The organism is Rhodoferax ferrireducens, assembly GCF_049302455.1.
Classification (GTDB): domain Bacteria; phylum Pseudomonadota; class Gammaproteobacteria; order Burkholderiales; family Burkholderiaceae_C; genus Rhodoferax; species Rhodoferax ferrireducens_B.
In genome coordinates, this window is record NZ_JBAQMD010000066.1 from 91,556 (window position 1) to 117,000 (window position 25,445).

The window sequence follows — 25,445 nt, forward strand, 5'->3', positions numbered from 1 at the left end:
CAAAGACTGATTTACAAGCAACACCGGATTCCGCCGTTCACCCTGAGCCCTTCGACACGCTCAGGACAGGCCCTGTCGAAGGGCTCGGTGGGCTTCGACAAGCTCAGCCCGAACGGGTCTATTTCGAAGGCGTTTTGAGTGCCAATCATGCTGCCCAGCGCCGTGCCATCGCCAAGTCCATCACTTTGCTGGAATCGACCCGCGCCGACCATCGGGTGCAGGCTGACGAGCTTTTGACGGCCTTGCTGCCTCACACCGGCAAATCGTTCCGTCTCGGCATCAGCGGCGTGCCGGGCGTTGGCAAATCTACCTTCATCGAGGTGCTGGGCCTGTATCTGATTGGTCAGGGCCACCGCGTGGCGGTGCTCACCATTGACCCGTCTTCCTCCGTCTCGGGGGGATCGATCCTGGGCGACAAGACGCGCATGGAAAAGCTCTCGGTGCATGAGCACGCTTACATCCGCCCCAGCCCCAGCAGTGGCACGCTCGGCGGCGTGGCCGAAAAAACGCGTGAAGCGATGCTGGTGTGTGAGGCCGCAGGTTATGACGTGGTGATTGTCGAAACCGTGGGCGTGGGGCAGTCCGAGACCGCCGTGGCCAACATGACCGATATGTTTGTGCTGATGCAACTGCCCAACGCGGGGGACGATCTGCAGGCGATCAAAAAAGGCGTGATGGAGCTGGCTGATCTGGTGGTGATCAACAAGGCTGATATTGACCCTCATGCCGCCACGCGGGCGCAAGCGCAGATCACCTCGTCACTGCGCTTGCTGGGCTTGCATGGCAACCCGGAACATGCGCATCACAATGAAGCAATCTGGCATCCGCAAGTGATTCAAATCAGTGCCCTGAAAGAGCAGGGCGTGGAAACCTTCTGGGCTGCGGTGCAGCATTTCAAGGCACTGCAAACACAAAGTGGCAACTTCGCCGCACGCCGCCAGCAGCAATCACTGGCCTGGATGTGGGAGCGTATTGATGCCGGTTTGAAGCAGGCGTTTCGCCAGCACCCGCAAGTGCAGGCGCTGCTGCCCCAACTGACCCAGGCGGTGCTGGAAGGCCGCATGGCCGCCTCCACTGCAGCACGAAATTTGCTCCTAGCCCAGGTAAACAGGGCGTAGTTAGCTATAAAAATAATAGTAAACATCGACCGAGACGATCACATCTTAAGAAAGAGAAAACCATGCACGACATCCTTGAACAACTTGAAGCCAAACGCGAGCTTGCGCGCCTGGGTGGTGGCCAAAAGCGCATTGACGCGCAACACAAAAAAGGCAAGCTGACTGCCCGCGAGCGCCTGGATTTGCTGCTCGACGAGGGCACGTTTGAAGAGTGGGACATGTTCGTCGAACACCGATGCGTCGATTTCGGCATGCAGGACCAGAAGATTCCGGGCGATGGCGTGGTCACCGGCTACGGCATGATCAACGGTCGCCTGGTGTTTGTGTTCAGCCAGGATTTCACCGTGTTTGGTGGTGCCTTGAGTGAGGCGCACGCGGAAAAAATTTGCAAGGTGATGGACCAGGCCATGAAGGTTGGTGCACCCGTGATCGGCCTGAACGACTCGGGTGGCGCCCGTATTCAGGAGGGCGTGGCGTCTCTGGGCGGTTACGCAGATGTGTTCCAGCGCAACGTGATGGCCAGCGGCGTGGTGCCGCAGATCAGCATGATCATGGGCCCCTGCGCCGGGGGTGCGGTGTACTCACCCGCCATGACCGACTTCATCTTCATGGTCAAGGACAGTTCCTACATGTTCGTCACCGGCCCCGAGGTGGTGAAGACCGTGACGCACGAAGAGGTGACGGCCGAAGAGCTGGGCGGCGCCATCAGCCACACCACCCGGAGCGGCGTGGCCGATCTGGCGTTTGAGAACGATGTGGAAGCGTTGCTGATGCTGCGTCGCCTCTACAACTACCTGCCGCTCAACAACCGCGAGAAAGCACCGGTGCGCCGCAGCGGCGACCCGGCCGACCGTATGGACCTGAGCCTGGACTCGCTGGTGCCCGACAACGCCAACAAGCCCTACGACATGAAGGAACTGATCGTCAAGACGGTGGACGATGGCGACTTTTTTGAGCTGCAGCCCGAGTACGCCAAGAACATCCTGATTGGCTTTGGCCGCATGGAAGGACAGACCGTGGGCATCGTGGCCAATCAGCCGCTGGTGCTGGCTGGCTGCCTGGATATCAAGAGCAGTATCAAGGCGGCGCGCTTTGTGCGCTTTTGCGATGCCTTCAACATCCCGGTCATCACCTTTGTCGATGTGCCTGGCTTTATGCCCGGCACCGCGCAGGAGTACGGCGGCATCATCAAGCACGGTGCCAAGCTGCTGTATGCCTTTGCCGAGTGCACGGTGCCCAAGATTACCGTCATTACCCGCAAAGCCTACGGTGGCGCTTACGACGTGATGAGCTCCAAGCATCTGCGCGGTGACGTCAACCTGGCATGGCCCAACGCCGAAATTGCGGTGATGGGCGCCAAGGGTGCGGTGGAAATTATTTTCCGTGAAGACAAGGGCGACCCCGCCAAGCTGGCCGCCAGAGAAGCCGAGTACAAGGCCCGCTTTGCCAATCCGTTTGTGGCGGGGGCCCGGGGTTTTATTGACGACGTGATCCTGCCGCACGAAACCCGAAAACGCATCTGCCGCTCGCTGGTCATGCTGCGTGACAAGAAGCTTGAGAACCCGTGGCGCAAACACGGCAATATTCCGCTGTAACTTCCGTTGAGGTTTCATATGAAGTTGTATCGCGCTGGATCGGCCTGCCCGGGTGCTCTGCTGCGTGTCCCCCGGCCTGCGGCCTCCTCCTTTACCTACGCAGAACACCCAGACAGCCCGATCCCGGCCACTTGGTATTCCAGCGCGAAAGTCAAATTCAGAACTTCGCAGCGGCAGGATGGGGGTGTCCGTTGCAGCGAAGTCAAGGAGGAGTCCAAAGGCGGGAGCCTTTGGACGGGGGACATGAGCGCAGACGGACACCCCCGGCCTGCCGCGGGCCCAGAAGAAGACCTTGGCGCACCGTCAACAGAACAGACCCAGTACCACAACGAATTTCAACATTCGCTGACCGAATAACGTTAGGAGAGCACCATGTTTACCAAAATTCTGATCGCCAACCGCGGCGAGATCGCTTGCCGTGTCATCAAGACCGCCCAAAAAATGGGTATCAAAACGGTGGCGGTGTATTCCGACGCCGACAAGGACGCACGCCATGTGCTGTTGGCCGACGAGGCTGTCAACATCGGCCCGGCGCCGAGCCGCGACAGCTATCTGCAGGCCGACAAGATCATCGCCGCCTGCAAGCAGACCGGCGCCCAGGCCTTGCACCCCGGCTATGGATTTCTGAGTGAAAACGCGGCATTTGCGAAAAAAGTGGAAGAAGAAGGCATTGTCTTCATCGGCCCCAAGCATTACTCGATGGCCGCCATGGGCGACAAGATTGAGTCCAAGAAGCTGGCTGGAGCTGCGGGCGTGAACTGCATTCCCGGCGTCAATAGCGCGATTGAAACGGCGGAAAAGGCGGTGGAAATTGCCCAAGGCATTGGCTACCCCGTCATGATCAAAGCCAGCGCGGGCGGCGGTGGCAAAGGCCTGCGCGTCGCCTACAACGACAAGGAAGCGTTTGAGGGCTATACCAGTTGCCGTAACGAAGCTCGCAGCAGCTTTGGCGACGACCGCGTGTTTGTCGAGAAGTATGTCGAGGAGCCGCGCCACATTGAAATTCAGTTGATTGGCGACAGCTTTGGCAACGTGGTTTACCTCAACGAGCGTGAATGCTCGCTCCAGCGTCGTCATCAAAAGGTACTGGAAGAAGCGCCGTCGTCCTTCATCAGCGAAGCCACCCGCAAGGCGATGGGCGAGCAGGCGGTGGCGCTGGCCAAAGCGGTGAACTACCAGAGTGCCGGTACCGTGGAATTCGTCGTCGGCAAAGACCAGAGTTTTTACTTTCTGGAGATGAATACCCGCTTGCAGGTGGAGCACCCAGTGACCGAGTGCATCACGGGCCTGGACCTGGTGGAGCTGATGATTCGCGTCGCCGCGGGTGAAAAGCTGCCTTTGAGCCAGGCTGATGTGAAGCGCGATGGCTGGGCGATTGAATGCCGCATCAACGCCGAAGATCCGTTTCGCAACTTTTTGCCATCGACCGGGCGACTGGTGCGCTTTCAGCCGCCGAAGGAGACCATGTTTGCGGCCGATACCAGCCAGTGGCACGGTGTGCGGGTGGATACCGGGGTGCAGGACGGCGGCGAAATTCCGATGTATTACGACTCCATGATCGCCAAGCTGATCGTGCATGGCAAGGACCGCCTTGACGCGATTGCCAAGATGCGCGAAGCACTCAACGGTTTTGTGATCCGTGGCGTCAGTAGCAGCATCCCGTTTCAGGCCGCATTGCTGGCGCATCCCAAAGTGGTTGCCGGGGACTTCAACACCGGTTTTATTGCTGAGAATTATTCAAAAGGTTTCCGCGCCGAAGATGTCCCGCACGACGATGCCGACCTGCTGATTGCCCTGGCGGCATTTGTTAACCGCATGTACCGCAACCGCGCCACATTCATCAGCGGTCAGATGGAGGGCCATGAGGTGGAGGTGGGTGAAGACTTTGTGGTGGTGACCCTGGGTCAGCAAGGGGCCTCCAAACCGACACCGGTTGTCGTCACGGAATTTGAAGGGAAAACAGGCTGTGGTCTTGTCAGGGTGGGCGCCAGCAGCTACAAAATATGCAGCAATTACCACCTGGGTCAAGTGCGTGTGGAGGGCACTTGCAATGGCGAGCCCTTCACAGCGCAGGTCGAGCGCGGCAGTTTGGCTGGCAAAAATCCGCTGGCGATCCGGGTTTTGCACAACGGCACACAGATTGACACGCTGGTGCTCTCCAAGCGTGCCGCCGAGCTTTATGCCCTGATGCCCTACAAGGCGCCGCCCGACATGAGCCGTTATGTGCTGTCCCCGATGCCAGGTTTGCTGGTGGACGTGGCGGTACAAGCGGGTCAAAAAGTGCTGGCGGGTGAGCGCGTGGCGGTGATCGAGGCCATGAAGATGGAAAACGTGCTCTTTGCGGTGGCCGACGGTGTGGTGGCCAAGGTGTTGGCGGCGAAGGGAGAGAGCCTGACCGTGGATCAGCCGATTGTGGAGTTCGCATGAGTAGCGGCTCTTTTCGGCCAGCTTCGGAGCGGCCTTTCAAAGTGCTGGGCGTCCAGCAGATTGCGATTGGAGGCACCGACAAAACCCGACTGCAAAAGCTCTGGATCGACATGCTGGGCTTGGAACTGACGGGCACTTTCAGGAGCGAGCGTGAAAACGTGGATGAAGACATATGCGCCATGGGCAGCGGTCCATTCAAGGTTGAAGTCGACCTGATGCAGCCGGTGGACCCTGACAAGAAGCCTGCCGTACACAGCACGCCGCTCAACCACGTCGGGCTCTGGATCGACGACCTGCCATTGGCCGTGCAATGGCTCACGGCCAATGGTGTGCGTTTTGCGCCGGGCGGCATTCGCAAGGGTGCGGCTGGTTTTGATATCTGTTTTTTGCACCCTAAATCGAATGACGAATTTCCGATCAGTGGCGAGGGGGTTTTGATTGAGTTGGTGCAGGCCCCGGCGGAGGTTGTTGTTGCGTTGGGCAAGCTGTCGGCAGGGGCGGCCTGAAGTTTGTGCGGGTCGACGCCAGATATTTGCGTTGGGTCAATAACTAACGCCTTTGTAGCACCTGGCTACGGGATTGACCCGAGAGTGAATTACAGTCCTATGCGTGTACACTTTTTCAAGCACCTTCGCAGCAGCGGTGTATCAAGGGTATAGGAGACAAAATTGCAAGCTACCAACCTGGGCAATCCGGCTTATTTTCACAAAGTCGTTGATTGTCAATGGGCCTGCCCGGCCCACACCCCCGTTCCTGAATATATTCGTCTGATTGGTCAAGGGCGTTACACCGATGCCTACATGATCAATTGGGTGTCCAACGTATTTCCAGGCATTCTCGGGCGCACCTGCGACCGTCCCTGTGAGCCCGCCTGTCGTCGCGGACGCGTCGAGGAAAACAATGGCGAGAAGCCCGAGCCGGTGGCGATTTGTCGCCTCAAACGGGTGGCCGCCGATAACAAGGACGATGTCAAAGCGCGTATGCCCCAGGTGGCGCCGTCCAATGGCAAACGCATCGCCTGTGTTGGAGCGGGTCCGGCGTCATTGACGGTGGCACGTGACCTGGTACCTTTGGGTTACGAAGTGACCGTGTTCGAGGGCGAAGCCAAGGCCGGCGGCTTTATGCGCACCCAGATTCCGCATTTCAGGCTACCCGAATCGGTCATTGATGAAGAGACAGGTTACATCCTTAATCTGGGGGTGAAGTTCAAGAATAATCAGCGTGTTGACTCGATGAAAGAGTTGATGGCGCAGGGCTATGACGCTGTGTTTGTCGGCTGTGGCGCGCCTCGGGGACGGGTGCTGGATTTGCCCGGGCATAAACAAGCCGAGGCTGGTATTCACATTGGCATTGACTGGCTGGCGTCCGTTTCCTTTGGCCACGTCACCAGCGTCGGACCGCGTGTCATTGTGCTGGGTGGCGGCAACACCGCGATGGACTGCTGCCGCTCCGCTCGGCGCCTGGGTGGCTCCGACGTCAAAGTGATCGTGCGCAGCGGCTTCGAAGAGATGAAGGCCTCGCCTTGGGAGAAGGAAGACGCGCAACACGAAGGCATTCCAATCATCAACTTCCATGTTCCAAAAAGTTTCAACCATAAGGACGGCAAGCTCACGGGCATGACCTTTGAGGTGGTGAGCGCGGTTTATGACGACAAGGGTCGGCGCACCTTGGTGCCCACGGGCGAGCCTGATGTGGTTTTTGAGTGCGACACTGTGCTGGTGGCCGTCGGTCAAGAAAACGCTTTCCCCTGGATTGAGCGTGACACTGGCATTGAGTTTGACAAGTGGGGCTTGCCGGTGCTGGGTAAAGATACTTTTCAATCATCTGTTCCCCGGGTGTTCTTTGGTGGCGACGCCGCGTATGGACCTAAAAACATCATTACCGCCGTGGCGCATGGTCATGAGGCCGCGGTGTCGATTGACCGGTTTCTCAATGGCGAAGCGGTGGAGGTTCGCCCGGCACCACGCACTAACCTGATGTCCCAGAAAATGGGTATTCACGAGTGGAGCTACCACAACGATGTATCGGTCGACAAGCGCTTTGTCGTGCCCTGGGCCAAGGCCGAGGTGGCATTGGCGAGCATCCGCGTCGAAGTGGAACTGGGTTTTGATGCCGCCACCGCTTTCAAGGAAGCCAGTCGCTGCCTGAACTGTGACGTGCAGACCGTGTTCAACCGTGACACGTGCATCGAGTGCGACGCCTGTGTCGATATCTGTCCGATGGATTGCATCACCTTCACCAGCAATGGTGACGAAGCTGATTTGCGTACCCGGCTGAAAGCCCCGGCGCACCACACGGCGCAAGACCTGTATGTTTCGAGCGAACTCAAGACCGGGCGTGTCATGGTCAAGGATGAAGACGTGTGCTTGCACTGTGGTTTGTGTGCCGAGCGTTGCCCGACGGGCGCTTGGGATATGCAGAAATTCTTGCTGAACACGACCCAGGCTGGTCCCGGGTGTCGGGACAGCCAAAAAGTTCATCATGAAGCTTTGCGGGACTGACCGCAGCTACGCGTTAGCGAGCTAGCTCTGTCCCCAACCAATTAGGAATTAAGCATGAAGCGCATTGAAGCCATTAACGATTTCGTCATTAAATTTGCCAATATCAACGGCTCCGGTTCGGCTTCGGCCAATGAACTGTTTGCCAAGGCTGTGATGCGCATGGGGGTGCCGGTGAGTCCGCGCAACATCTTCCCCAGCAACATTCAAGGCATGCCGACCTGGTACGAGGCGCGGGTTTGCGAAAAGGGTTACCACGGACGCCGCGGTGGCGTTGACATGATGGTCGCCATGAATCCCCAGACCTGGGACGCGGACGTGGCCGAAATCGAGCCCGGTGGTTATCTTTTTTACGACAGCACGCGCCCCATCCCTGAGTCCAAGTTTCGCAAGGATGTGCAAGTCATCGGCGTGCCACTGACCGAAATCAGCAACGCGGCGTATACCGATCCCCGGCAACGTCAGTTGTTCAAGAACATCATTTACGTCGGCGCTCTCTCTGTGTTGCTCGATGTTGATGCCAGTGTTTTTGAAAAGCTTTTTGCCGAGCAGTTCAAGGGCAAGGAGCGACTGCTTGAGTCCAACGTGCGCGCGATCCATCTGGGGCGCGACTACGTCAAGCAGCATATTGAGGCCCCATTGGGCATCCGGGTGCGCCGATCCGACAAGGTGGGCGACCAGATTTTTACGGATGGCAACAGCGCGCTTGCTTTGGGCTGCGTCTATGGTGGTGCCACGGTAGCGGCCTGGTACCCGATTACACCGTCGTCCTCGGTGCCCGAGGCATTTCAGAAGTATTGCGACAAGTTCCGGGTCGATCCTGAAACCGGTCAACTCAATTACGCCATCGTGCAAGCCGAAGACGAATTGGCCTCTATTGGCATGGCCATTGGCGCTGGCTGGAATGGCGCGCGGTCTTTCACCGCCACCTCCGGCGCTGGCATATCGCTGATGACCGAGTTCCTTGGGCTGGCCTACTTCGCCGAAATTCCGGTCACCTTGATCAATGTGCAGCGCGGCGGGCCTTCCACCGGCATGCCCACGCGCACGCAGCAGTCTGATTTGCTGGCTTGCGCCTACGCGTCACATGGCGACACCAAGCATGTGATGCTTTTCCCGCAAGACCCGCATGAGTGTTTTGAGCATGCGGCGGCGGCGCTGGATCTGGCTGATCGTCTGCAAACGCCGATCTTTGTCATGTCCGATCTGGACATTGGCATGAATCAGCGCTTGTGCAAGCCTTTCGTCTGGGACGATGCGCGTGAATACGATCGCGGCAAGGTCATGACGGCCGAGGAACTCGAAGCCGGCAAGGATTTTGGTCGTTACAAAGATGTGGACGGCGATGGCATTCCCTGGCGCACGCTGCCGGGTACGCATCCGAGCAAGGGTGCTTACTTTACGCGCGGCACTTCCAAAGACGCCTATGCCCGCTACTCCGAGCGCGGGCCAGATTACGTCTACAACATGGAACGTCTGCTCAAGAAGTTCAAAACTGCCGCCGATCTGGTGCCGCAACCGCTGCTGCGCAAGGCCCAGCAAGCCACGCGCTTCGGTGTGATCTATTTTGGTTCAACCAGCCCGGCCATGCGCGAAGCCCTGGATGTGCTCGAAGAGCAGGGCATGCATCTGGATGCGATGCGGCTTCTGGCGTTCCCGTTCCCGGCGTCGGTTGATCGGTTCATCGCGGAGCATGACAAGGTGTTTGTCGTCGAGCAAAACCGTGATGCGCAAATGCGCTCCCTGCTGGTCAATGAACTGGAGGTTGATCCGAAGCGTCTGGTCAAGGTGCTGCACTACGACGGCACCCCCATCACGGCACGATTCATCACCCAGGCCATCAGCAAGAATTTGAATGCGCTGGTTTCTTCCATCACTTCCCTGCAAAAGGAGGCCGCATGACCTACATTGCCAAACCCCGGATGCATCATCCAGAGCTGACCAGGAACAAGGTCGGCTACACCCGTCGTGACTACGAAGGCCCGGTTTCCACGCTGTGTGCCGGTTGCGGCCACGACTCCATTTCAGCGGCCATCATTCAGGCCTGTTTTGAATTGGATATCGCGCCGCACCGTGTTGCCAAGTTGTCGGGCATCGGTTGCAGCTCCAAGACACCTACCTATTTTCTTGGCGCTTCGCATGGCTTCAATACCGTGCATGGACGCATGCCGTCGGTCTTGACCGGTGCGAATCTGGCGAACCGCGATTTGCTGTACCTGGGCGTGTCGGGTGATGGTGATTCGGCTTCCATTGGCCTGGGGCAGTTCGCCAATGCCATGCGCCGGGGCGTGCGCATGGCCTACATTGTTGAAAACAATGGCGTTTATGGGTTGACCAAGGGGCAGTTTTCGCCCACGGCAGACCGGGGCTCCAAGAGCAAGAAGGGGGCCATCAACCGCGACAGCCCCGTTGATCTGGTCGGACTGGCCCTGCAACTGGGCGCTACCTATGTGGCGCGCAGCTTCTCGGGTGACAAGGCCCAGCTGGTGCCCCTGATCAAGGGTGCCATCGAACACGGTGGAGCGGCGTTTATTGATGTCATCAGCCCCTGCGTGACCTTCAACAATCATGGCGGCAGCACCAAGAGCTACGACTATGTGCGTGCGCACAACGAAGCGGTCAGCCGCATTGACTTCATCCCGCAGCACAGCCCGATCACGACCGAGTACGCGCCAGGCGAAGTGGTGGATGTCGAACAACACGACGGCACCATTTTGCGTCTGCGCAAGCTGCACAGCGATTACGATCCGACTGACCGCTACGCAGCGCTCAGCTACATCAACGCGCACCAGGAACGTGGTGAAGTGGTCACTGGTCTGCTCTACCTCGATCCGCTTGCCGTTGATTTGCATGTGTCACTCAACACCAGCGACACTCCCCTGAACAAGTTTGGTGTCAAGCAACTTTGCCCGGGGTCTCAGGCGCTCGACAAGATCAACGCAGCCCTGCGCTGATACTGGCCTGCACTTTTTCATTCATTTTTTTGAATAGGACGCAAATCATGCCTGAACGCACCGTGTTTCAATCGATACCACAGCGTCATGTGGTGAGCCTTTTACCGCAGGCCAGCGTTTGGGATGCGGCGTGCATCATGACCAAGGCCAACTGCGGCAGTATTCTGGTCATCGATGCTGCAGGGGTGTTGCAGGGCATCCTGACCGAACGTGACTTGATGACCCGCGTGCTGGCCAAGGCACTCAACCCACAAACCACGCTGGCGTCGGATGTGATGACACGCAACCCTCAAAGCGTTGGTCCCGATATGAGAGTTGCGGATGCCGTGGTAATCATGATCGAGCGTGGTTTCCGGCATTTGCCGATCATCAATACGGCGGGCAAGATCCTGGGCGTATTTTCGATTCGCGACGCCATGCCTCGCGAGATTGGCAATGCTGTCAGTCTGGCCGAGTTCAACGACCAGGTGAACGACGCCCTCGGTTAGAGCGTCGCTTCCATTGATGGCGCGGTCACTGAACCAGGGCTGTGTCCGACGCCTCCAGGTCGACCCCAGCGATGTCCGCTTGGCCGGCCAACAGCTGCAAATACTGACGCAAGGCGGTCACGTAAGTCTTTTGCCGCAGTGACATCGCAACAGCTCCTCTGACGGCTTCAAACGGCTGTTCAACCCCGGGCTCGCGCGCCAGCACTTCAACCACATGTAAACCAAAACGGCTGTGCACCAGACGCGGCAGCACACCGACCTCTGTGTGGCCAAAAAGCTCCTTGGCGAACTCGGGGGCACAGTCCGCGGCGACCAGCCAGCCCAGCTTGCCACCCTGCGCCCCGCTCGGGCAGTTGGACAAGGTGCCGGCCGCTTTGGCAAATCTGTCTTCAGCACCAGTTCCGTCATGGCAGCGCACGTCGAGCAGGGTGGTCTCGGCGCGATTGCGCAAAGCCACCACATCAACGCCTTGTGTCACGGCGAACAGAATGTGCCGTACTTCGACCCGCTCACCGGTGCTGTAGAGGGCAAGGTGCGCGGCGTGGTGGCGCCTGCAGGCCTCCTCCGAGGGCTCCGGGATGGCCAAGCTTTGCTCCAGCAAGGCTTCAATCGCGCTGCTGGCGTCTTCACTCAATACGCCGTCGGTGGACAAGGTGTCGCTGGCGGGGAGCAAGCCCTTGGCAATGGCGGCTTGGCGCAACAGTTCGGAACAGGCACGTTGGCGCAGCTCGTCGGCGGACAGTACCTCGTCTGTCGCGTGCAGTGCCAAACCGTTGACGTGGGCAATTTCTGCTTGAGATGGCGTGTTGACTTGCATGGCTCAATCCTTATACGCCCGCGCCGGGCTGGCGGGGTTGATTCTGACCGGCCGGCACGTTCAAGCGACGGGCGCGTACCACCTGGTAAGGTCGCATCAGATACGCGACCGTGCCAAAACCACTCCAGACGTGCACCAGCCGGGTAAACGGAAAGATCAGGAAAATGCTCATGCCCAGGAACAGGTGCAATTTGAAAATCACGCCGGCCCCAGCCAGAAGCTCAGCTGCACCCGGACGGAACGTGGCAATGTGCTGTGCCCATTCACCGAATGCCATCATCAAGCCGCCGTCCATATGTTGTGCCGACACCGGAATCGTCACCAGTCCCAGGGCAAACTGGAGCCAGAGCAAAACCAGCAGCAAGATATCGCTGGTTTTGGAGTTGATGCGGATACGGGGCTCGGACAGTCGGCGGTGCAACAGCAAGCTCACGCCGATAAAACCCAGCAGCCCTGCGATGCCGCCAGTGACCATGGCCATCAATTGCTTGTCACCTGCGCTCACGAAGCGCTCATAGACAAAGTGCGGCGTGAGCAGGCCCGCGAAATGCCCGAAGAACAGGAACAGCACACCGATATGAAACAGGTTGCTGCCCCAGCGCAACTGCCCGGCTTTGAGCATCTGCGATGAATCGCTCTTCCAGGTGTATTGGTCCCGGTCAAATCGAATCAGGCTGCCGAGCAAAAAAACGGTGAGGCAGATGTAGGGATAGATGCCAAACAGAAAATTCTCGAACGCGTTCATTGTGGTACTCCTTCGTGCACGGTGGCCTTTGCGCTGGCGTGCGTCGCCTCATTTTTGACAAAGTGAATCGCTTGCGATTGACCCGGTTTGGCTTGCCCTTTGACAGAGCAACCGTCGAAGACCACAGGTTCTTCCCAGCTGGCATCGAGCGGCTCCTCGGCCGCGACTTTGACGGCGTGCGCCTTTTCGCCGGCCAATTCCAACAGGGCACCCAGCACGCTGGCGTAAGCGCTCTGGCGTTGTTGCAGGGCGCTGAAGATGGCATTGAAAATATGCGCCATCTCGGCCAGAAAAGCGCGGGCTTCTTTGGGCGGTTGCGTGGACACAAATTCAAGCACCACCGGCAGGTAGTCCGGCATTTCATCTGGCCCCAGAAACAAACCCGCTTTTTCGTAGGTCTGCACCAGGTCAATCATGGCCGGACCGCGCTCGCGCGAGTCGCCATGCACATGCTCGAACAAGTGCAGTGAGGTGGCGTGACCCCGGTCAAACAGTTCGACGAACTCGCCCTCAAGTTCCAGCGTGTCACTGTGCGCCAGGTGCCTGGTGAGTGCGTCGATTTCAGCCAGTCGATCCTTGCCCAGGGCCTGCTCGGCGTGAACGGCGCTCTGCATGTCGGCCAGGTCGCTTTTGAGTTCGGCGTTGGGGTAGGACAGCAGGCGTGCCAGCACGCGCAGGGTGATAGAAGCGTTTTTGAGTGCCATGATCAGACTCCCGCCTTGATTGGAATGGTGCGGCGTTTGGGGCCGCCAAATAAACTCGTTTCACTGGCGCCATCCGAGCAGCCATTGCCGAACGAGAAGCCGCAGCCGCCGCGCACATCGAAGGTGTTCTCTGCATACTCGCGGTGCGTGCTCGGGATCACAAAACGATCCTCGTAATTGGCAATCGCCATCACGTGGTACATCTCTTCCACTTCGGCCTGGGTCATGTGGACCTGATCCAGCGCTGCGGTGTTGATGCGGCCATCGACATGTTTTTCACGCTGGTACGCCCGCATGGCGAGCATGCGCTCCAGTGCGCGCTCGACCGGCTGGGTGTCGCCAGCGGTCAGAAGATTGGCCAAATACTTGACCGGGATGCGCAGTTGTTTCACGTCCGGAATTTCGCCGTTGGTGCCGATGTGACCGGCATTGGCGGCGGCACTGATGGGCGACAGCGGTGGTACATACCAGACCATCGGCAGCGTGCGGTACTCGGGATGCAGCGGCAGGGCGACTTTCCAGTCAACGGCCATCTTGTACACCGGGCTCTTGCGTGCCGCAATCATCCAATTGTCGGGAATGCCGTCGGCTCTAGCCTGTTCGATCACCTTGGGGTCGTTGGGATCAAGGAAGATGTCCAACTGGGCCTGGTACAGATCGCGATCATGTTCGACGCTGGCGGCTTCCTGAATCCGGTCGGCATCGTACAGCAGCACGCCAAGGTAACGAATACGACCGACGCAGGTTTCCGAGCACACGGTCGGCTGACCGGCTTCAATACGCGGGTAGCAGAAGATGCACTTCTCTGCCTTGCCACTCTTCCAGTTGTAGTAGATCTTCTTGTAGGGACAGCCGCTGACGCACATGCGCCAGCCACGGCATTTGTCCTGGTCAATCAGCACAATGCCGTCTTCCTCGCGCTTGTAGATCGAGCCCGAGGGGCAGCTCGCCACGCAGGCCGGATTCAGGCAGTGCTCACACAGCCTTGGCAGGTACATCATGAAGGTGTTTTCAAACTGCCCGTAGATGTCCTTCTGGATATCGTCGAAGTTCTTGTCCTTGCTGCGCTTGGAGAATTCGCCGCCCAGAATTTCTTCCCAGTTCGGACCCCATTCGATTTTCTCCATCCGCTGGCCGGTGATCAGGCTGCGCGGGCGCGCTGTCGGTACGGCTTTTGATTCAGGTGCCGACTGCAAGTGCTCGTAGTCAAAGGTGAAGGGCTCGTAATAGTCATCAATTTCGGGCAGGTTCGGGTTGGCGAAGATGCGCATCAGCAACTTCCACTTTGCTCCCTGGCGCGGTTCGATCTTGCCACTGGCTAATCGATGCCAGCCCCCATTCCATTTGTCCTGGTTTTCCCACTCCTTGGGGTAGCCAATGCCGGGTTTGGTCTCGACGTTGTTGAACCAGGCGTATTCCATGCCAGGGCGGCTGGTCCAGACGTTTTTGCAGGTGACGGAACAGGTGTGGCAACCGATGCACTTGTCCAGGTTCAGCACCATGCCAATTTGTGCGCGTATTTTCATGCTGCTGCTCCTTGTGTCTCTTCATCCAGCCAATCCACCTTGTTCATCTTGCGCACCACGACAAACTCATCGCGGTTGGTGCCAATGGTTCCGTAGTAGTTGAAGCCGTAACTGAATTGCGCGTAGCCACCAATCATGTGAGTCGGTTTGAGCACAATGCGGGTCACCGAGTTGTGAATGCCGCCCCGGCCACCGGTGATCTCGGAGCCCGGGATGTTGATGATTTTTTCTTGTGCGTGGTACATCATCACCATGCCGGGCTTGACCCGCTGGCTGACCACCGCGCGCGCCGTCAGTGCGCCGTTGACGTTGAACAGCTCGATCCAGTCGTTGTCCTCAATACCGGCGCTCTTGGCGTCATCTTCGCTAATCCAGACGATGGCGCCTCCGCGGCTGAGCGTGAGCATCATCAGGTTGTCGCTGTAGGTGGAGTGAATACCCCACTTCTGGTGCGGCGTGATGAAGTTCAGCGCAATCTCCGTGTTGCCGTTGGGCTTGACACCCTGGATGCCGGCGGTGGTCTTGAGGTCAACCGGTGGGCGGTAGCTGGTGAAGCCTTCGCCAAACGCGGCCATCCACGGATGATCCATGTAGAACTGCTGGCGACCGGTGAGGGTGCGCCATGGAATGTACTCATGCACATTGGTGTAGTTGGCGGTGTAGGACACGGTTTCGGACTCAATGCCGCTCCAGGTGGGGGAGCTGATGATCTTGCGCGGCTGCGCCTGAATATCGCGAAAGCGTATCTTTTCGTCTTCACGGTGCAAGGCCAAGTGGGTGTGGTCCCGCCCGGTTTGTTTGCTCAAGGCCTCCCAGGCTTTGACGGCCACATGCCCATTGGTTTCCGGTGCGAGCTGCAGGATCACCTCACAGGCATCGATGTCGGTGTCAATTTTGGGCATGCCGCAGGTCACCCCCTCAGCCGTTTCCAGTCCGTTGAGCTCACCGAGTTGCTTGACCTCGGTTTGTGTGTTCCATGCGATGCCCTTGCCAGCATTGCCGACTTTGTTCATCAGCGGGCCCAGGGCCGTGAAGCGCTTGTACACATTCGGATAGTCCCGCTCCACCACCGTCATATTGGGTGCGGTCTTGCCGGGGATCAGGTCAATCTCGCCGCGCTTCCAGTCTTGCACGCCAAACGGCTGCGCCAGCTCGGCGGGGGAATCGTGCATCAAGGGGGTGAGCACCATTTCACGCTCGACTCCCAGATGGCCGACACAGACTTCGCTGAATTTCTTGGCAAAGCCTTTGTAGATTTCCCAGTCGCTGCGGGACTGCCAGGCCGGGTCCACGGCGGTGGACAGCGGGTGAATGAAGGGGTGCATGTCACTGGTGTTGAGGTCGTTCTTCTCGTACCAGGTGGCGGTCGGCAGCACGATGTCGGAGTACAGGCAGGTGGTGCTCATGCGGAAGTCCAGCGTGACCACCAGGTCCAGCTTGCCTTCAGGGGCCTTGTCATGCCAGACCACTTCGGTTGGACGGGCTTCGTCAGCGCCCAGGTCTTTGCCTTGCACGCCATGCGTGGTGCCCAGCAGATGCTTCAAGAAGTACTCGTGCCCCTTGCCGCTGGAGCCCAAGATGTTGGAGCGCCAGATGAACATGTTGCGCGGCCAGTTGTCAGGATGGTCCGGGTCTTCGCAGCTCATCTGCAGCGAGCCGTCCTTCAGGCTCTTGACGGTGTAGTCTTTCGCGTCCATGCCCGCAGCAAAGGCGTCGCGCACCACCTGAAACGGATTGGTCTTGAGTTGGGGTGCCGACGGCAGCCAGCCCATGCGCTCGGCGCGCACGTTGTAGTCGATCATGCTGCCGCCAAATTTGGACTTGTCCGCCAGCGGCGACAGGATTTCATCCACGCCCAGTTTTTCATAGCGCCACTGATCCGTGTGCGTGTAGAAGAAGCTGGTGCCGTTCATCTGCCGCGGCGGGCGCACCCAGTCCAGCGCAAAGGCGAGTGCGGTCCAGCCAGTCTGGGGTCTGAGCTTCTCCTGGCCCACGTAGTGCGCCCAGCCGCCGCCGCTTTGGCCAATGCAGCCGCACATCATCAGCATGTTGATGACGCCGCGGTAGTTCATGTCGCAGTGGTACCAGTGGGTCATGGCCGCACCAATGATCACCATCGACTTGCCCTGCGTCTTGTCGGCGTTTTCGGCAAACTGGCGCGCCACCGTGATGAGCTGCTCGCGCGGCGTGCCGGTGATGCGCTCCTGCCAGGCCGGTGTGTAAGGCGTGTCGTCGTTGAAATCCTTCGCCGCCAGCTCGCCCGGCAGACCCCGTGCCACACCGTAGTTGGCCACTTGCAGGTCGAACACGGTGGCGACCAGGGCGTCGCGCTGGTCGCCTTCTTTGCCGAGCGAAATGCGTTGCACCGGCACCGTGCGCACCAGCACATTGTTGGCGCCCGCTCCGGTGGCGTTGTTCGGAAAGTGCTCGCTGACGATGCCGCCGAAGTAGGGGAAGCCGACCTTGGCCGTCTCGCTGCTTGGGTTCTCACCTTCGAGCGCCGAGAGCTTGAGTTTGACCTCAGTGCCGTGGCGAGCTTCTTTCGCTTCAAGATTCCATTGGCCTTCATCGGCACGGCCGTCTGCGCCCCAGCGGAAACCGATTGCGCCGTTGGGCAAAACCACTTTGCCGTTGTCGTCGAAGGCAACCGTTTTCCATTCGGGGTTGTTGGCGGCGCCGAGCTTGCCATTGAAGTCAGAGGCGCGCACATAACGATCCGGCACCATCACCGTGTCGCCATTGGGCAACTGATGTTCTTTCAGCATCACCAGCATGGGCATGTCGGTGTAGCGGCGCACGTAGTTGTCAAAGTAAGCGCTGCGCGGCTTGCCTCCATCGGGGAAGTAAAACTCCTTCAGGATGACGTGGCCCATGGCCATCGCCACCGCCGCATCGGTCCCTTGCTTGGGCTTCATCCAGATGTCGGACAGCTTGGCCACTTCTGAATAATCGGGCGTCACCGCCACTGTCTTGGCCCCTTTGTAGCGCACCTCGGTGAAGAAATGGGCGTCCGGCGTGCGCGTCTGCGGCACGTTGGAGCCCCAGGCAATGATGAACGTGGAGTTGTACCAGTCGGCCGATTCCGGCACGTCGGTTTGCTCACCCCAGACCTGCGGGCTGGCCGGTGGCAGGTCGCAGTACCAGTCGTAAAAGCTGATCGGCACGCCACCGATGAGCGCCAGATAACGGCTACCCGCCGCATACGAAACCATCGACATCGCCGGGATCGGCGAGAAGCCGATGATGCGATCCGGGCCGTGTTGCTTGATGGTGTAAACGTTGGCTGCCGCCACCATCTCATTGACTTCCTCCCAGCTGGAACGCACAAAACCGCCCAGGCCGCGCACGCTCTGGTACTCGCGGCGCTTAGGCTCAGACTGGGCAATCGAGGCCCAGGCATCGACCGGATCATGGGACTGACGGGCTTCGCGCCACAATTTAAGCAGGCGGCCGCGCACCATCGGGTACTTGACCCGGTTGGCGCTGTACAAATACCAGCTGTAACTGGCGCCGCGTGCGCAACCCCGCGGTTCGTGGTTGGGCATGTCCCAGCGGGTGCGGGGGTAGTCGGTCTGCTGGGTTTCCCAGGTCACGATGCCGCCCTTGACGAAGATCTGCCACGAGCAAGAGCCGGTGCAGTTCACACCGTGGGTGGAGCGCACGATCTTGTCGTGCGCCCAGCGGTCGCGGTAGGCGTCTTCCCAGGTGCGGTCTTCACCCGTGGTGACGCCGTGCTCGCCCGAGAAAGGCTCTTTGGGTTGTGAAAAGTAAGTCAGTCGATCCAGGAAGTGGCTCATGGAATACCTCGGTAAAGTTTATATAAAAACAGGCTCTAGCCCCCGTGTTATCTGCCTAGTGTGCTATTAAATAAATAGCGTATTAAGCGCATGGGTGTCGGAGCAAATGGCTTATGGGTTCTTGATTTCCGAGCCGGCACGCAGGTAGAACCACCAATTGAGCACCAGGCACAGGGCGTAAAAGATGGCAAAGCCGTACATGGCGGTTTGCGGCGTGCCGGCCTTGATCTGGGTCCCAATCACGACCGGTGCGATAAAGGCGCCGTAGGCTGCCACGGCCGAGGTCCAACCCAGCACCGGCCCGGCCTGTTGGCGATCAAAGATCACGCCGACGGTGCGAAAAGTAGAACCGTTGCCAATGCCGCTGGCGGCAAACAGCAGCACGAACAACCACATGAAGAGCGAGAAGTACTGCTCGGGCGTCGCTGAACCATAGGCTTGCATCATCACGTAGCCGACGCCCGTGGAGGCGCCCACCATCACCACCGAGATGATCTGCGTCACGATGGAACCCCCCACCTTGTCGGCAATCCAGCCGCCTACCGGCCGAATCAGCGCGCCGACAAAGGGGCCGATCCAGGCGTAGGTCAGGGCCGACGGTGCGTTCGGGTTTTTCAGCGTGTGTTGCATCACACCGGCAGCGTCCGGCACATGGCTGACACCAAAGATCACGGTGATGGCCAGCGGCAGTGCCATCGAAAAACCAATGAACGAACCAAAGGTCACCAGGTACAGCAAGGTCAACGACCAGGTGTGCTTGTTCTTGAAGATTTCAAACTGCTTGGCAATGTTGTCTTTCATCGTTCCAAACGCAGCCAGCTTCATCAGAAACAGGGTCCCGACAATGATCAAAGGCATGGCAATCCACATATTGAGCAAGCCAAGGCCGGTCGGTGCGGGCATATAGAGATACAGACCGATCCCGGCCGGAATGAAGGTCAAGGTGTAGATCCAGGTGATCTTGATGAACGCCATCAAGGTGCCGCCAATATTGGGGGAAATAGGAAGCAGGTTGTTCATGCCAAACCAGCACAGTGCCGACAAGGGAACCAGTGACAGGACCCAGGCAAACCCGGCGTTTTGAATGTAGGTTGGGGTGCCGGCGACAATTTTTCCGAATATCCAGCCGCTGTCCTTGATCAGCGGCATCGGGTCTCCGCCCATGGCGCCAAACATGCCAACCGTCATCACCAAAGGAATAATGATCTGCATGGCGGTGACGCCGAAATTGCCCAAGCCGGCATTAAGACCGAGCGCGGTGCCTTGCAGGCGCTTGGGAAAGAAGGTGGTGATGTTGGACATGGAACTGGCAAAATTGCCACCGCCCACGCCCGACCACAAGGCCAGCATCTGGAACACCCAGAGAGGCCAATCCTTGTGCTGCAATGCGATGCCAGTGCCCAGGGCCGGTGCCAGCAGCATGGCAGTGGTCAGGAAAATGGTGTTGCGCCCGCCGGCCAGGCGGATATAGAAAGACGAGGGGATGCGCATGGTGGCGCCGGCCAGCCCGGAAATGGCGGTGAGCGAGAACAGTTCAGCTTGGGTAAAAGGAAAGCCCAGGTTGAGCATCTGCACCGTGATGATGCCCCACATGCCCCAGACGGCGAAACCGCACAGCAGGCTGGGCACGGAAATCCACAGGTTGCGGTAGGCGATTTTTTTGCCGGTGTTTTCCCAGAACTGCTCGTCTTCGGGGCGCCAGTCGGCAATGTCAGCACCGGTTCTTGCTTGCTTGGTCATTGTGGTCTTTCAAAAAAAATTGGCTTCAGTTCTGCGCTGCGGGCGCCGGGACGCTCTTGCCCAGAAATTCGCTGCGGCGTATCTCGGTCAGGTACATCCAGATCAGCGACACCCAGACCACGCCGTACATCAGCATGAAGGCGCTGGAGCGGATGCCGGTCAGGTCCATCAGGGCGCCAAACATGATGGGCAACAAGAAGCCGCCCATGCCGCCGGCCAGACCCACAATGCCGCTGATGGTGCCGATGTTGTGCGGGTAGTCATCGCTGATGTACTTGAACACGCTGGCTTTGCCAAAAGCCCAGGCAACGCCCAGGGTGAACATCAAAATGGTGAAGAGATAGACGTTCAGGCCGATGTGAAATGTTTTTGGGCCCGACGTGGTGGCGATCGTCAAGTCGGTTTGCGGGTAGCTCAACAAAAACAGGCAGACCCAGCTCACCCACAGCACCCACCAGGTCATGGCGTGGGCGCCGTATTTGTCCGACAACCAGCCACCGACGGCACGCAGGATGCCACCTGGGAGCGAAAAGCACGCGGCCAGCAGGGCGGCGGTGCGAATATCCAGCCCGAACTCCCCCACGTAGTACTGCACCATCCACAGCGACATGGCCACATAGCCGCCAAACACGATGCTGTAGTACTGGCAGTACTTGAAAACTTTGGGGTCTTTCAGCGACTTGAGTTGATCGACAAATTTGACGTGGCTGGGCACCTGGTGCGTTGGATCGCTGTGGCTGAACAACCAGAACAGAATGACGGTGCCGAGCATGATGCCGGCGTAAACCTTGGGCACCATGGTCCAGCCAAAGCCCACCACCAGCGCCGGTGCCACAAACTTGTTCAGGGCGGCTCCGGCGTTGCCCATGCCAAAAATACCCATCGCAAAGCCCTGCTGTTTTCTCGGAAACCAGCGTGCCACGTAGGGCGTACCGACCGAGAACGCGCCGCCCGCCATACCGACAAAGAGGCCAATGCTCAGGTAGTGCCAATAGGCGGTGGCGTAGGTCATGAGCCAGATGGCGGGCACCGTGGAGGCCATCAGGACGGTCATCACAATGCGGCCGCCAAATTTGTCCGTCCAGATGCCCAGTGGCACCCGGATCAGCGAGCCGGTCAACACGGGCATCGCCATCAGAATGCCAAATTGGGTTGAATTGAGATCCAGTGTTTTCTTGATCGGGATACCGATCACGGCAAACATCATCCAGACCATGAAACACACGGTGAATGCGAATGTGCTAACCATCAGCACCGAGAGGGCTTGCCCTTTCTTGGTCATGTCAGAAACTCCTTTTGGATTGACATGACTTTAGGTTTTTCAACCCTGCGACGCTATCCCTCTGTGGAACAGGTCCTTCTTGAAAAAAGAACTATGCGCGATGCCGCTCACCTAGTTCTAACGAACTAGGTGAGCCAGACCACCCCACGGTAAAATCAGCGGCTTTTTTATTCGATCCCATGAGGACTCACACCTTGCGCGTCGCTAAATTCAAAATCTGGGTACAGCTCTTGGCCACCATCGGAGCCGCCCTGATCGTTGTGTGGTCCGGGGTGATCGTCTGGCAAGGCTATGTTTACCGCGAGGCGGCCCTGGATCAGGCGCGCGAATTTTCCCTCAGCATGCACAACGCCACCATGGCGGGACTCACGGGCATGATGGTGACAGGCACCGTGGCGCAGCGCGATGTGTTTCTCGATCAGGTCAAGCAGCTCGGCTCGATTCGTGACGTGCGCGTGCTGCGCGGCGAGAGCGTCAGCAAGCTCTTTGGGCCCGGCACCGCCAAGGATGACAGCAATCCGGACGCCATCGAAAAACAGGTGCTGCAGACCGGCAAGGAAGTCATCCAGGTCGAATCCGACGGCAAGGGTGAATATCTGCGGGCCGTGCGTCCCACCCTGGCGATGAAGAATTCCCTGGGCAAGGACTGCACGCTCTGTCACCTGGTGCCCGAGAACACCGTGCTGGGTGCTGTCAGCATGAAGGTCTCGCTCGATCAGGTCAACGCGGGCCTGGCTGATCAGCGTCTGAAGTCGATTCTTGCCGCCTTCATCACCTGCATTCCGGTGCTGATGCTGATCTACCCGTTCATTCGCAAAGTCGTCACCCAGCCGCTGGAGTCCGGCGTGAAGGTGGCGCGCAACATTGCGGCTGGCGATCTGACGCAGCAAATCTCGGTTGACTCCAACAACGAAATGGGCGAGCTGCAGCAGGCCTTGCAAGACATGAATGAAAGCCTGGTGCGAGTCGTCGGCCAGGTGCGCGAGGGCACCGACACCATCTTCGGCGCCTCCAGTGAGATTGCCCGCGGCAATCTCGATTTGTCCAGACGGACCGAGTCGCAGGCCGGTTCTTTGGAGAAGACGGCGTCCTCCATGCAAGACCTCACGTCCACGGTCAACCAGAATGCCGATAATGCGCGGCGTGCCAATCAGCTTGCCATTTCCGCATCCGAGGTCGCGGTCAAAGGCGGGGCCGTGGTGGCGCAAGTGGTCCATACCATGGAGTCCATCAATGCATCGTCGAAAAAAATTGGCGACATTATTGGCGTCATCGATGGCATCGCATTCCAGACCAACATCCTGGCCTTGAATGCGGCAGTGGAAGCGGCGCGCGCCGGTGAGCAGGGGCGCGGTTTTGCGGTCGTCGCCGCGGAAGTACGCAGCCTGGCACAGCGCTCAGCTGCCGCGGCCCATGAGATCAAGACGCTGATCGGCGACTCGGTCGACAAAGTCGATGCCGGCAGCACCTTGGTCCATCAGGCTGGCACCACCATGACTGAAATCGTCAACAGCATTCGCCACGTCACCGACATCATGGGTGACATTGCCGCCGCCAGCGTTGAGCAGACCGCAGGCATCGAGCGGGTCAACGATGCGATTGGCGAAATGAACAATGTCACCCACCAAAATGCCGCCCTGGTCGAACAGGCCGCCGCCGCCGCGCAATCGATGCAGGATCAGGCGGGCCATCTGGAACAAGTCGTCAGTGTCTTCAAGCTGGGCGATGGAACCCTGCTCAGCATTGGCCATAGCCGGCCTGCCAGTTGAGGCATGAAGGCCATCCTGGCGATGGCATTTAATCGTTTTCCGGTGGCAAGATCATTGATCTACAATGAATTTTTGAGTCATGGTGCCAGATTCCTTGCCACGCCGTGAAGCGCCAACAACACACGGGTGCTGTCTGAAGCGGCCCCCTTGCACTGGCAACACCTTCACTACCGCAACCCCCTAACTTTTAAAGATGCTGCAGAAATTTTCGTTCCGGCAACTGCTGGTGATCGCTTTTTTGCTGATTGCCGCTTTGCTGGGTGCGGCCTCGTTGCGCGCCCTGTTCACGCTGGAAGAACTCACGCTGCAAAGCCGCGACGGCGCGTCCCGATCGCTTGAGCTCAGCCGGCTCGCCCAGTCGCTGAGCGAGCTCAGCGTTTCCTTGGAGCGCACATCGCGCCAGTCGGTGGTGCTGGACGACCGCGTCTTGCGCCTGCGCTTTTCCGACCAGGCGCGCGAGGCAGCCACCCTCCTGGCCAGCCTGACAGCACAAGGCTTGCCCAACGGGCCCAAGCAGCAGTGGCAGGCGCACCTGCAAGCTGTTGGCAACCTGTTGACCGGCGCCCCCGATACCGCGCTGGAGCGGGAACGCCAGATAGCACAAGAGTTTCGCTCACTCGATGATGTCAATTCGGCCATCGCGGTGCAGGTGCAAAAGACCATCCAGCAGCGCAACCAGGCGCTGGAAGCCAAGCTCGAAGACAGCCGAAGTCACCTGGCGCAGCAAGTCACCTGGGCCATCGTACTGGCGGTCGCCATGGCGCTGGCTTTCGGCATCTGGTTCACCGTGCCGCTGAAGCGTCTGGAACATGCCATCGTCGGCCTGGGTGAAAACCGGCTCGATCAGGTGATTGCCATTCGCGGGCCGGCTGACCTGGCGATGGTCGGGCAGCGGCTGAACTGGCTGCGCCTGCGGCTGGTCGAGCTCGACGCCGACAAAGCGCGTTTTTTGCGCCATATCTCCCATGAACTCAAGACCCCGCTGGCATCGCTGCGTGAAGGCGTCTCCCTGCTGGAGGACGGCGTGGCCGGCGAACTGAGCCACGAGCAGCGTGAAATCGCGCAAATCCTGCGGCACAACACCGGTGTCTTGCAGGGCCAGATTGAAGACCTGCTGCGTTTTAATACGGCGGCGTTTGAGGCCCGCCAGTTGCACCGCGAGACGACCAACCTGCTGGAGCTGGTTGAGGCCCAGGTTGACGCGCAGCGTCTGCAATGGCGCGCGCGCGACCTGTCGGTCACCGTCGTCGGCAAGCCGATCCTGGTGGAGCTGGACCCCGAAAAAATCGGCACGGTGCTGGCCAACCTGTTGTCCAATGCCATCCGCTACTCACCGCCAAAGGGCGAGATCCGCCTGGAGCTGAGTAAACTGCCGGGCCTGGTCCGCATCGACATTCACGACCAGGGTGTCGGAGTGGCCCTGGCCGATCGCGAGCGGATTTTCGAGCCGTTTTACCGTGGCGAGCGCCAACCCAGCGACGTGGCGCGGGGCAGCGGCATTGGTCTGTCCATCGTGAACGAATATATTGCCGCGCACGGCGGCCGCATCGAGCTGCTGCCGGACCAAGGCGGTGCCCACTTCAGAATCGAGTTTCCCCATGTTTTCAAATCCTGATTTTCCCGTGAGACAGCCTCATCGCCTGGCTCGTCTCGGTTTGCTGGCATCCATCGCTGTCGCGATGCTGGCGGCCGGCTGCGCTGGCCGTTTCGGCCCTCGCGGTGACGACGCAACGGGCGCAATTGCCACGCCGGCTGCTGCCCCCCAGGCCTGCCTGCCGGTATCGCCGGTCGGCCCGGTCGCGCCGCAGGCGACTGACGCCGTCACACGCATGCTGGCCTATGCGGACCGGGTGCGCCGGCTGGCGCCGGCAGAGTTGAGCCAGGAAGTGATCCGGCTGGGCGACGCGGCCGGCCCGACCCCACAGCTGCAGCTGGCCCTGGCCCGGAGTCAGCTTCATCAGCTGAGCGAGCTCATACGTGCCCAG

Annotated in this window: 17 protein-coding genes and 1 pseudogene; 11 read left to right on the plus strand and 7 right to left on the minus strand. The window is 59.2% G+C overall.

Annotation, left to right across the window (positions count from 1 at the left end):
• Window positions 1-134 precede the first annotated feature (134 nt).
• The 8 genes from meaB to WA157_RS11935 all read left to right on the plus strand — a co-directional run bounded on the left by meaB (window position 135) and on the right by WA157_RS11935 (window position 11,080).
• Entirely contained in the window at window positions 135-1,118 is a 984-nt protein-coding gene (gene meaB / locus WA157_RS11900; protein WP_422621175.1) for a methylmalonyl Co-A mutase-associated GTPase MeaB, read from the plus strand.
• 62 nt (window positions 1,119-1,180) lie between these two features.
• Window positions 1,181-2,713 (plus strand): acyl-CoA carboxylase subunit beta, encoded by a 1,533-nt coding sequence (locus WA157_RS11905; protein WP_422621157.1) that lies wholly within the window; start codon window positions 1,181-1,183, stop codon window positions 2,711-2,713.
• 372 nt (window positions 2,714-3,085) lie between these two features.
• Window positions 3,086-5,140 (plus strand): acetyl-CoA carboxylase biotin carboxylase subunit, encoded by a 2,055-nt coding sequence (locus tag WA157_RS11910; RefSeq protein WP_422621158.1) that lies wholly within the window; start codon window positions 3,086-3,088, stop codon window positions 5,138-5,140.
• Complete coding sequence (locus tag WA157_RS11915) at window positions 5,137-5,646, plus strand: VOC family protein (protein WP_422621159.1); 510 nt, start codon at window positions 5,137-5,139, stop codon at window positions 5,644-5,646. The genes WA157_RS11910 and WA157_RS11915 overlap by 4 nt, the downstream gene beginning before the upstream one ends.
• 162 nt (window positions 5,647-5,808) lie before the next feature.
• Window positions 5,809-7,641: an FAD-dependent oxidoreductase gene (locus WA157_RS11920; protein ID WP_422621160.1), complete on the plus strand. Its 1,833-nt coding sequence runs from the start codon at window positions 5,809-5,811 to the stop codon at window positions 7,639-7,641.
• 54 nt (window positions 7,642-7,695) lie between these two features.
• Window positions 7,696-9,540 carry a 2-oxoacid:acceptor oxidoreductase subunit alpha gene (locus WA157_RS11925; RefSeq protein WP_422621161.1) on the plus strand — a complete coding sequence of 615 codons (1,845 nt, stop codon included), beginning with the start codon at window positions 7,696-7,698 and terminating at the stop codon, window positions 9,538-9,540.
• The gene (locus WA157_RS11930) at window positions 9,537-10,592 is read left to right on the plus strand and encodes a 2-oxoacid:ferredoxin oxidoreductase subunit beta (RefSeq protein ID WP_422621162.1); all 1,056 of its coding nucleotides are present in this window, start codon (window positions 9,537-9,539) and stop codon (window positions 10,590-10,592) included. Before WA157_RS11925 ends, WA157_RS11930 begins: the two co-directional genes overlap by 4 nt.
• 47 nt (window positions 10,593-10,639) lie before the next feature.
• On the plus strand, window positions 10,640-11,080 hold the full coding sequence (locus tag WA157_RS11935; RefSeq protein ID WP_011465075.1) for a cyclic nucleotide-binding/CBS domain-containing protein: 441 nt from the start codon (window positions 10,640-10,642) through the stop codon (window positions 11,078-11,080).
• 25 nt (window positions 11,081-11,105) lie between these two features.
• Here WA157_RS11935 and WA157_RS11940 read toward each other — a convergent pair whose 3' ends face one another.
• From WA157_RS11940 to WA157_RS11970, 7 genes are all read right to left on the minus strand, one after another.
• On the minus strand, window positions 11,106-11,897 hold the full coding sequence (locus tag WA157_RS11940; RefSeq protein ID WP_422621163.1) for a peptidylprolyl isomerase: 792 nt from the start codon (window positions 11,895-11,897) through the stop codon (window positions 11,106-11,108).
• A 10-nt stretch (window positions 11,898-11,907) separates the two neighbouring features.
• Window positions 11,908-12,642 (minus strand): respiratory nitrate reductase subunit gamma, encoded by a 735-nt coding sequence (narI, locus tag WA157_RS11945; RefSeq protein WP_422621164.1) that lies wholly within the window; start codon window positions 12,640-12,642, stop codon window positions 11,908-11,910.
• A complete protein-coding gene (narJ, locus tag WA157_RS11950) occupies window positions 12,639-13,346 on the minus strand; it encodes a nitrate reductase molybdenum cofactor assembly chaperone (RefSeq protein ID WP_422621165.1) in 708 nt (235 codons plus the stop codon). The genes narI and narJ overlap by 4 nt, the downstream gene beginning before the upstream one ends.
• A gap of 2 nt (window positions 13,347-13,348) precedes the next feature.
• Window positions 13,349-14,872 (minus strand): nitrate reductase subunit beta, encoded by a 1,524-nt coding sequence (gene narH / locus WA157_RS11955; RefSeq protein ID WP_422621166.1) that lies wholly within the window; start codon window positions 14,870-14,872, stop codon window positions 13,349-13,351.
• Complete coding sequence (locus WA157_RS11960) at window positions 14,869-18,669, minus strand: nitrate reductase subunit alpha (protein WP_422621167.1); 3,801 nt, start codon at window positions 18,667-18,669, stop codon at window positions 14,869-14,871. Before WA157_RS11960 ends, narH begins: the two co-directional genes overlap by 4 nt.
• A gap of 111 nt (window positions 18,670-18,780) precedes the next feature.
• Window positions 18,781-20,409 (minus strand): antiporter, encoded by a 1,629-nt coding sequence (locus tag WA157_RS11965; protein ID WP_422621168.1) that lies wholly within the window; start codon window positions 20,407-20,409, stop codon window positions 18,781-18,783.
• 25 nt (window positions 20,410-20,434) lie between these two features.
• On the minus strand, window positions 20,435-21,691 hold the full coding sequence (locus tag WA157_RS11970; protein WP_422621169.1) for an MFS transporter: 1,257 nt from the start codon (window positions 21,689-21,691) through the stop codon (window positions 20,435-20,437).
• A 179-nt stretch (window positions 21,692-21,870) separates the two neighbouring features.
• On the opposite strand from WA157_RS11970, the gene WA157_RS11975 reads away from it, so the two are divergent.
• From WA157_RS11975 to WA157_RS11985, 3 genes and pseudogenes are all read left to right on the plus strand, one after another.
• Window positions 21,871-23,460, plus strand: coding sequence for a methyl-accepting chemotaxis protein (locus WA157_RS11975; protein ID WP_422621170.1), 1,590 nt, complete (start codon window positions 21,871-21,873; stop codon window positions 23,458-23,460).
• A gap of 193 nt (window positions 23,461-23,653) precedes the next feature.
• Window positions 23,654-25,075: a sensor histidine kinase gene (locus WA157_RS11980; protein WP_422621171.1), complete on the plus strand. Its 1,422-nt coding sequence runs from the start codon at window positions 23,654-23,656 to the stop codon at window positions 25,073-25,075.
• Window positions 25,076-25,082: 7 nt separating this feature from the next.
• A pseudogene (locus WA157_RS11985) lies at window positions 25,083-25,445 on the plus strand (hypothetical protein); the annotation flags it as partial.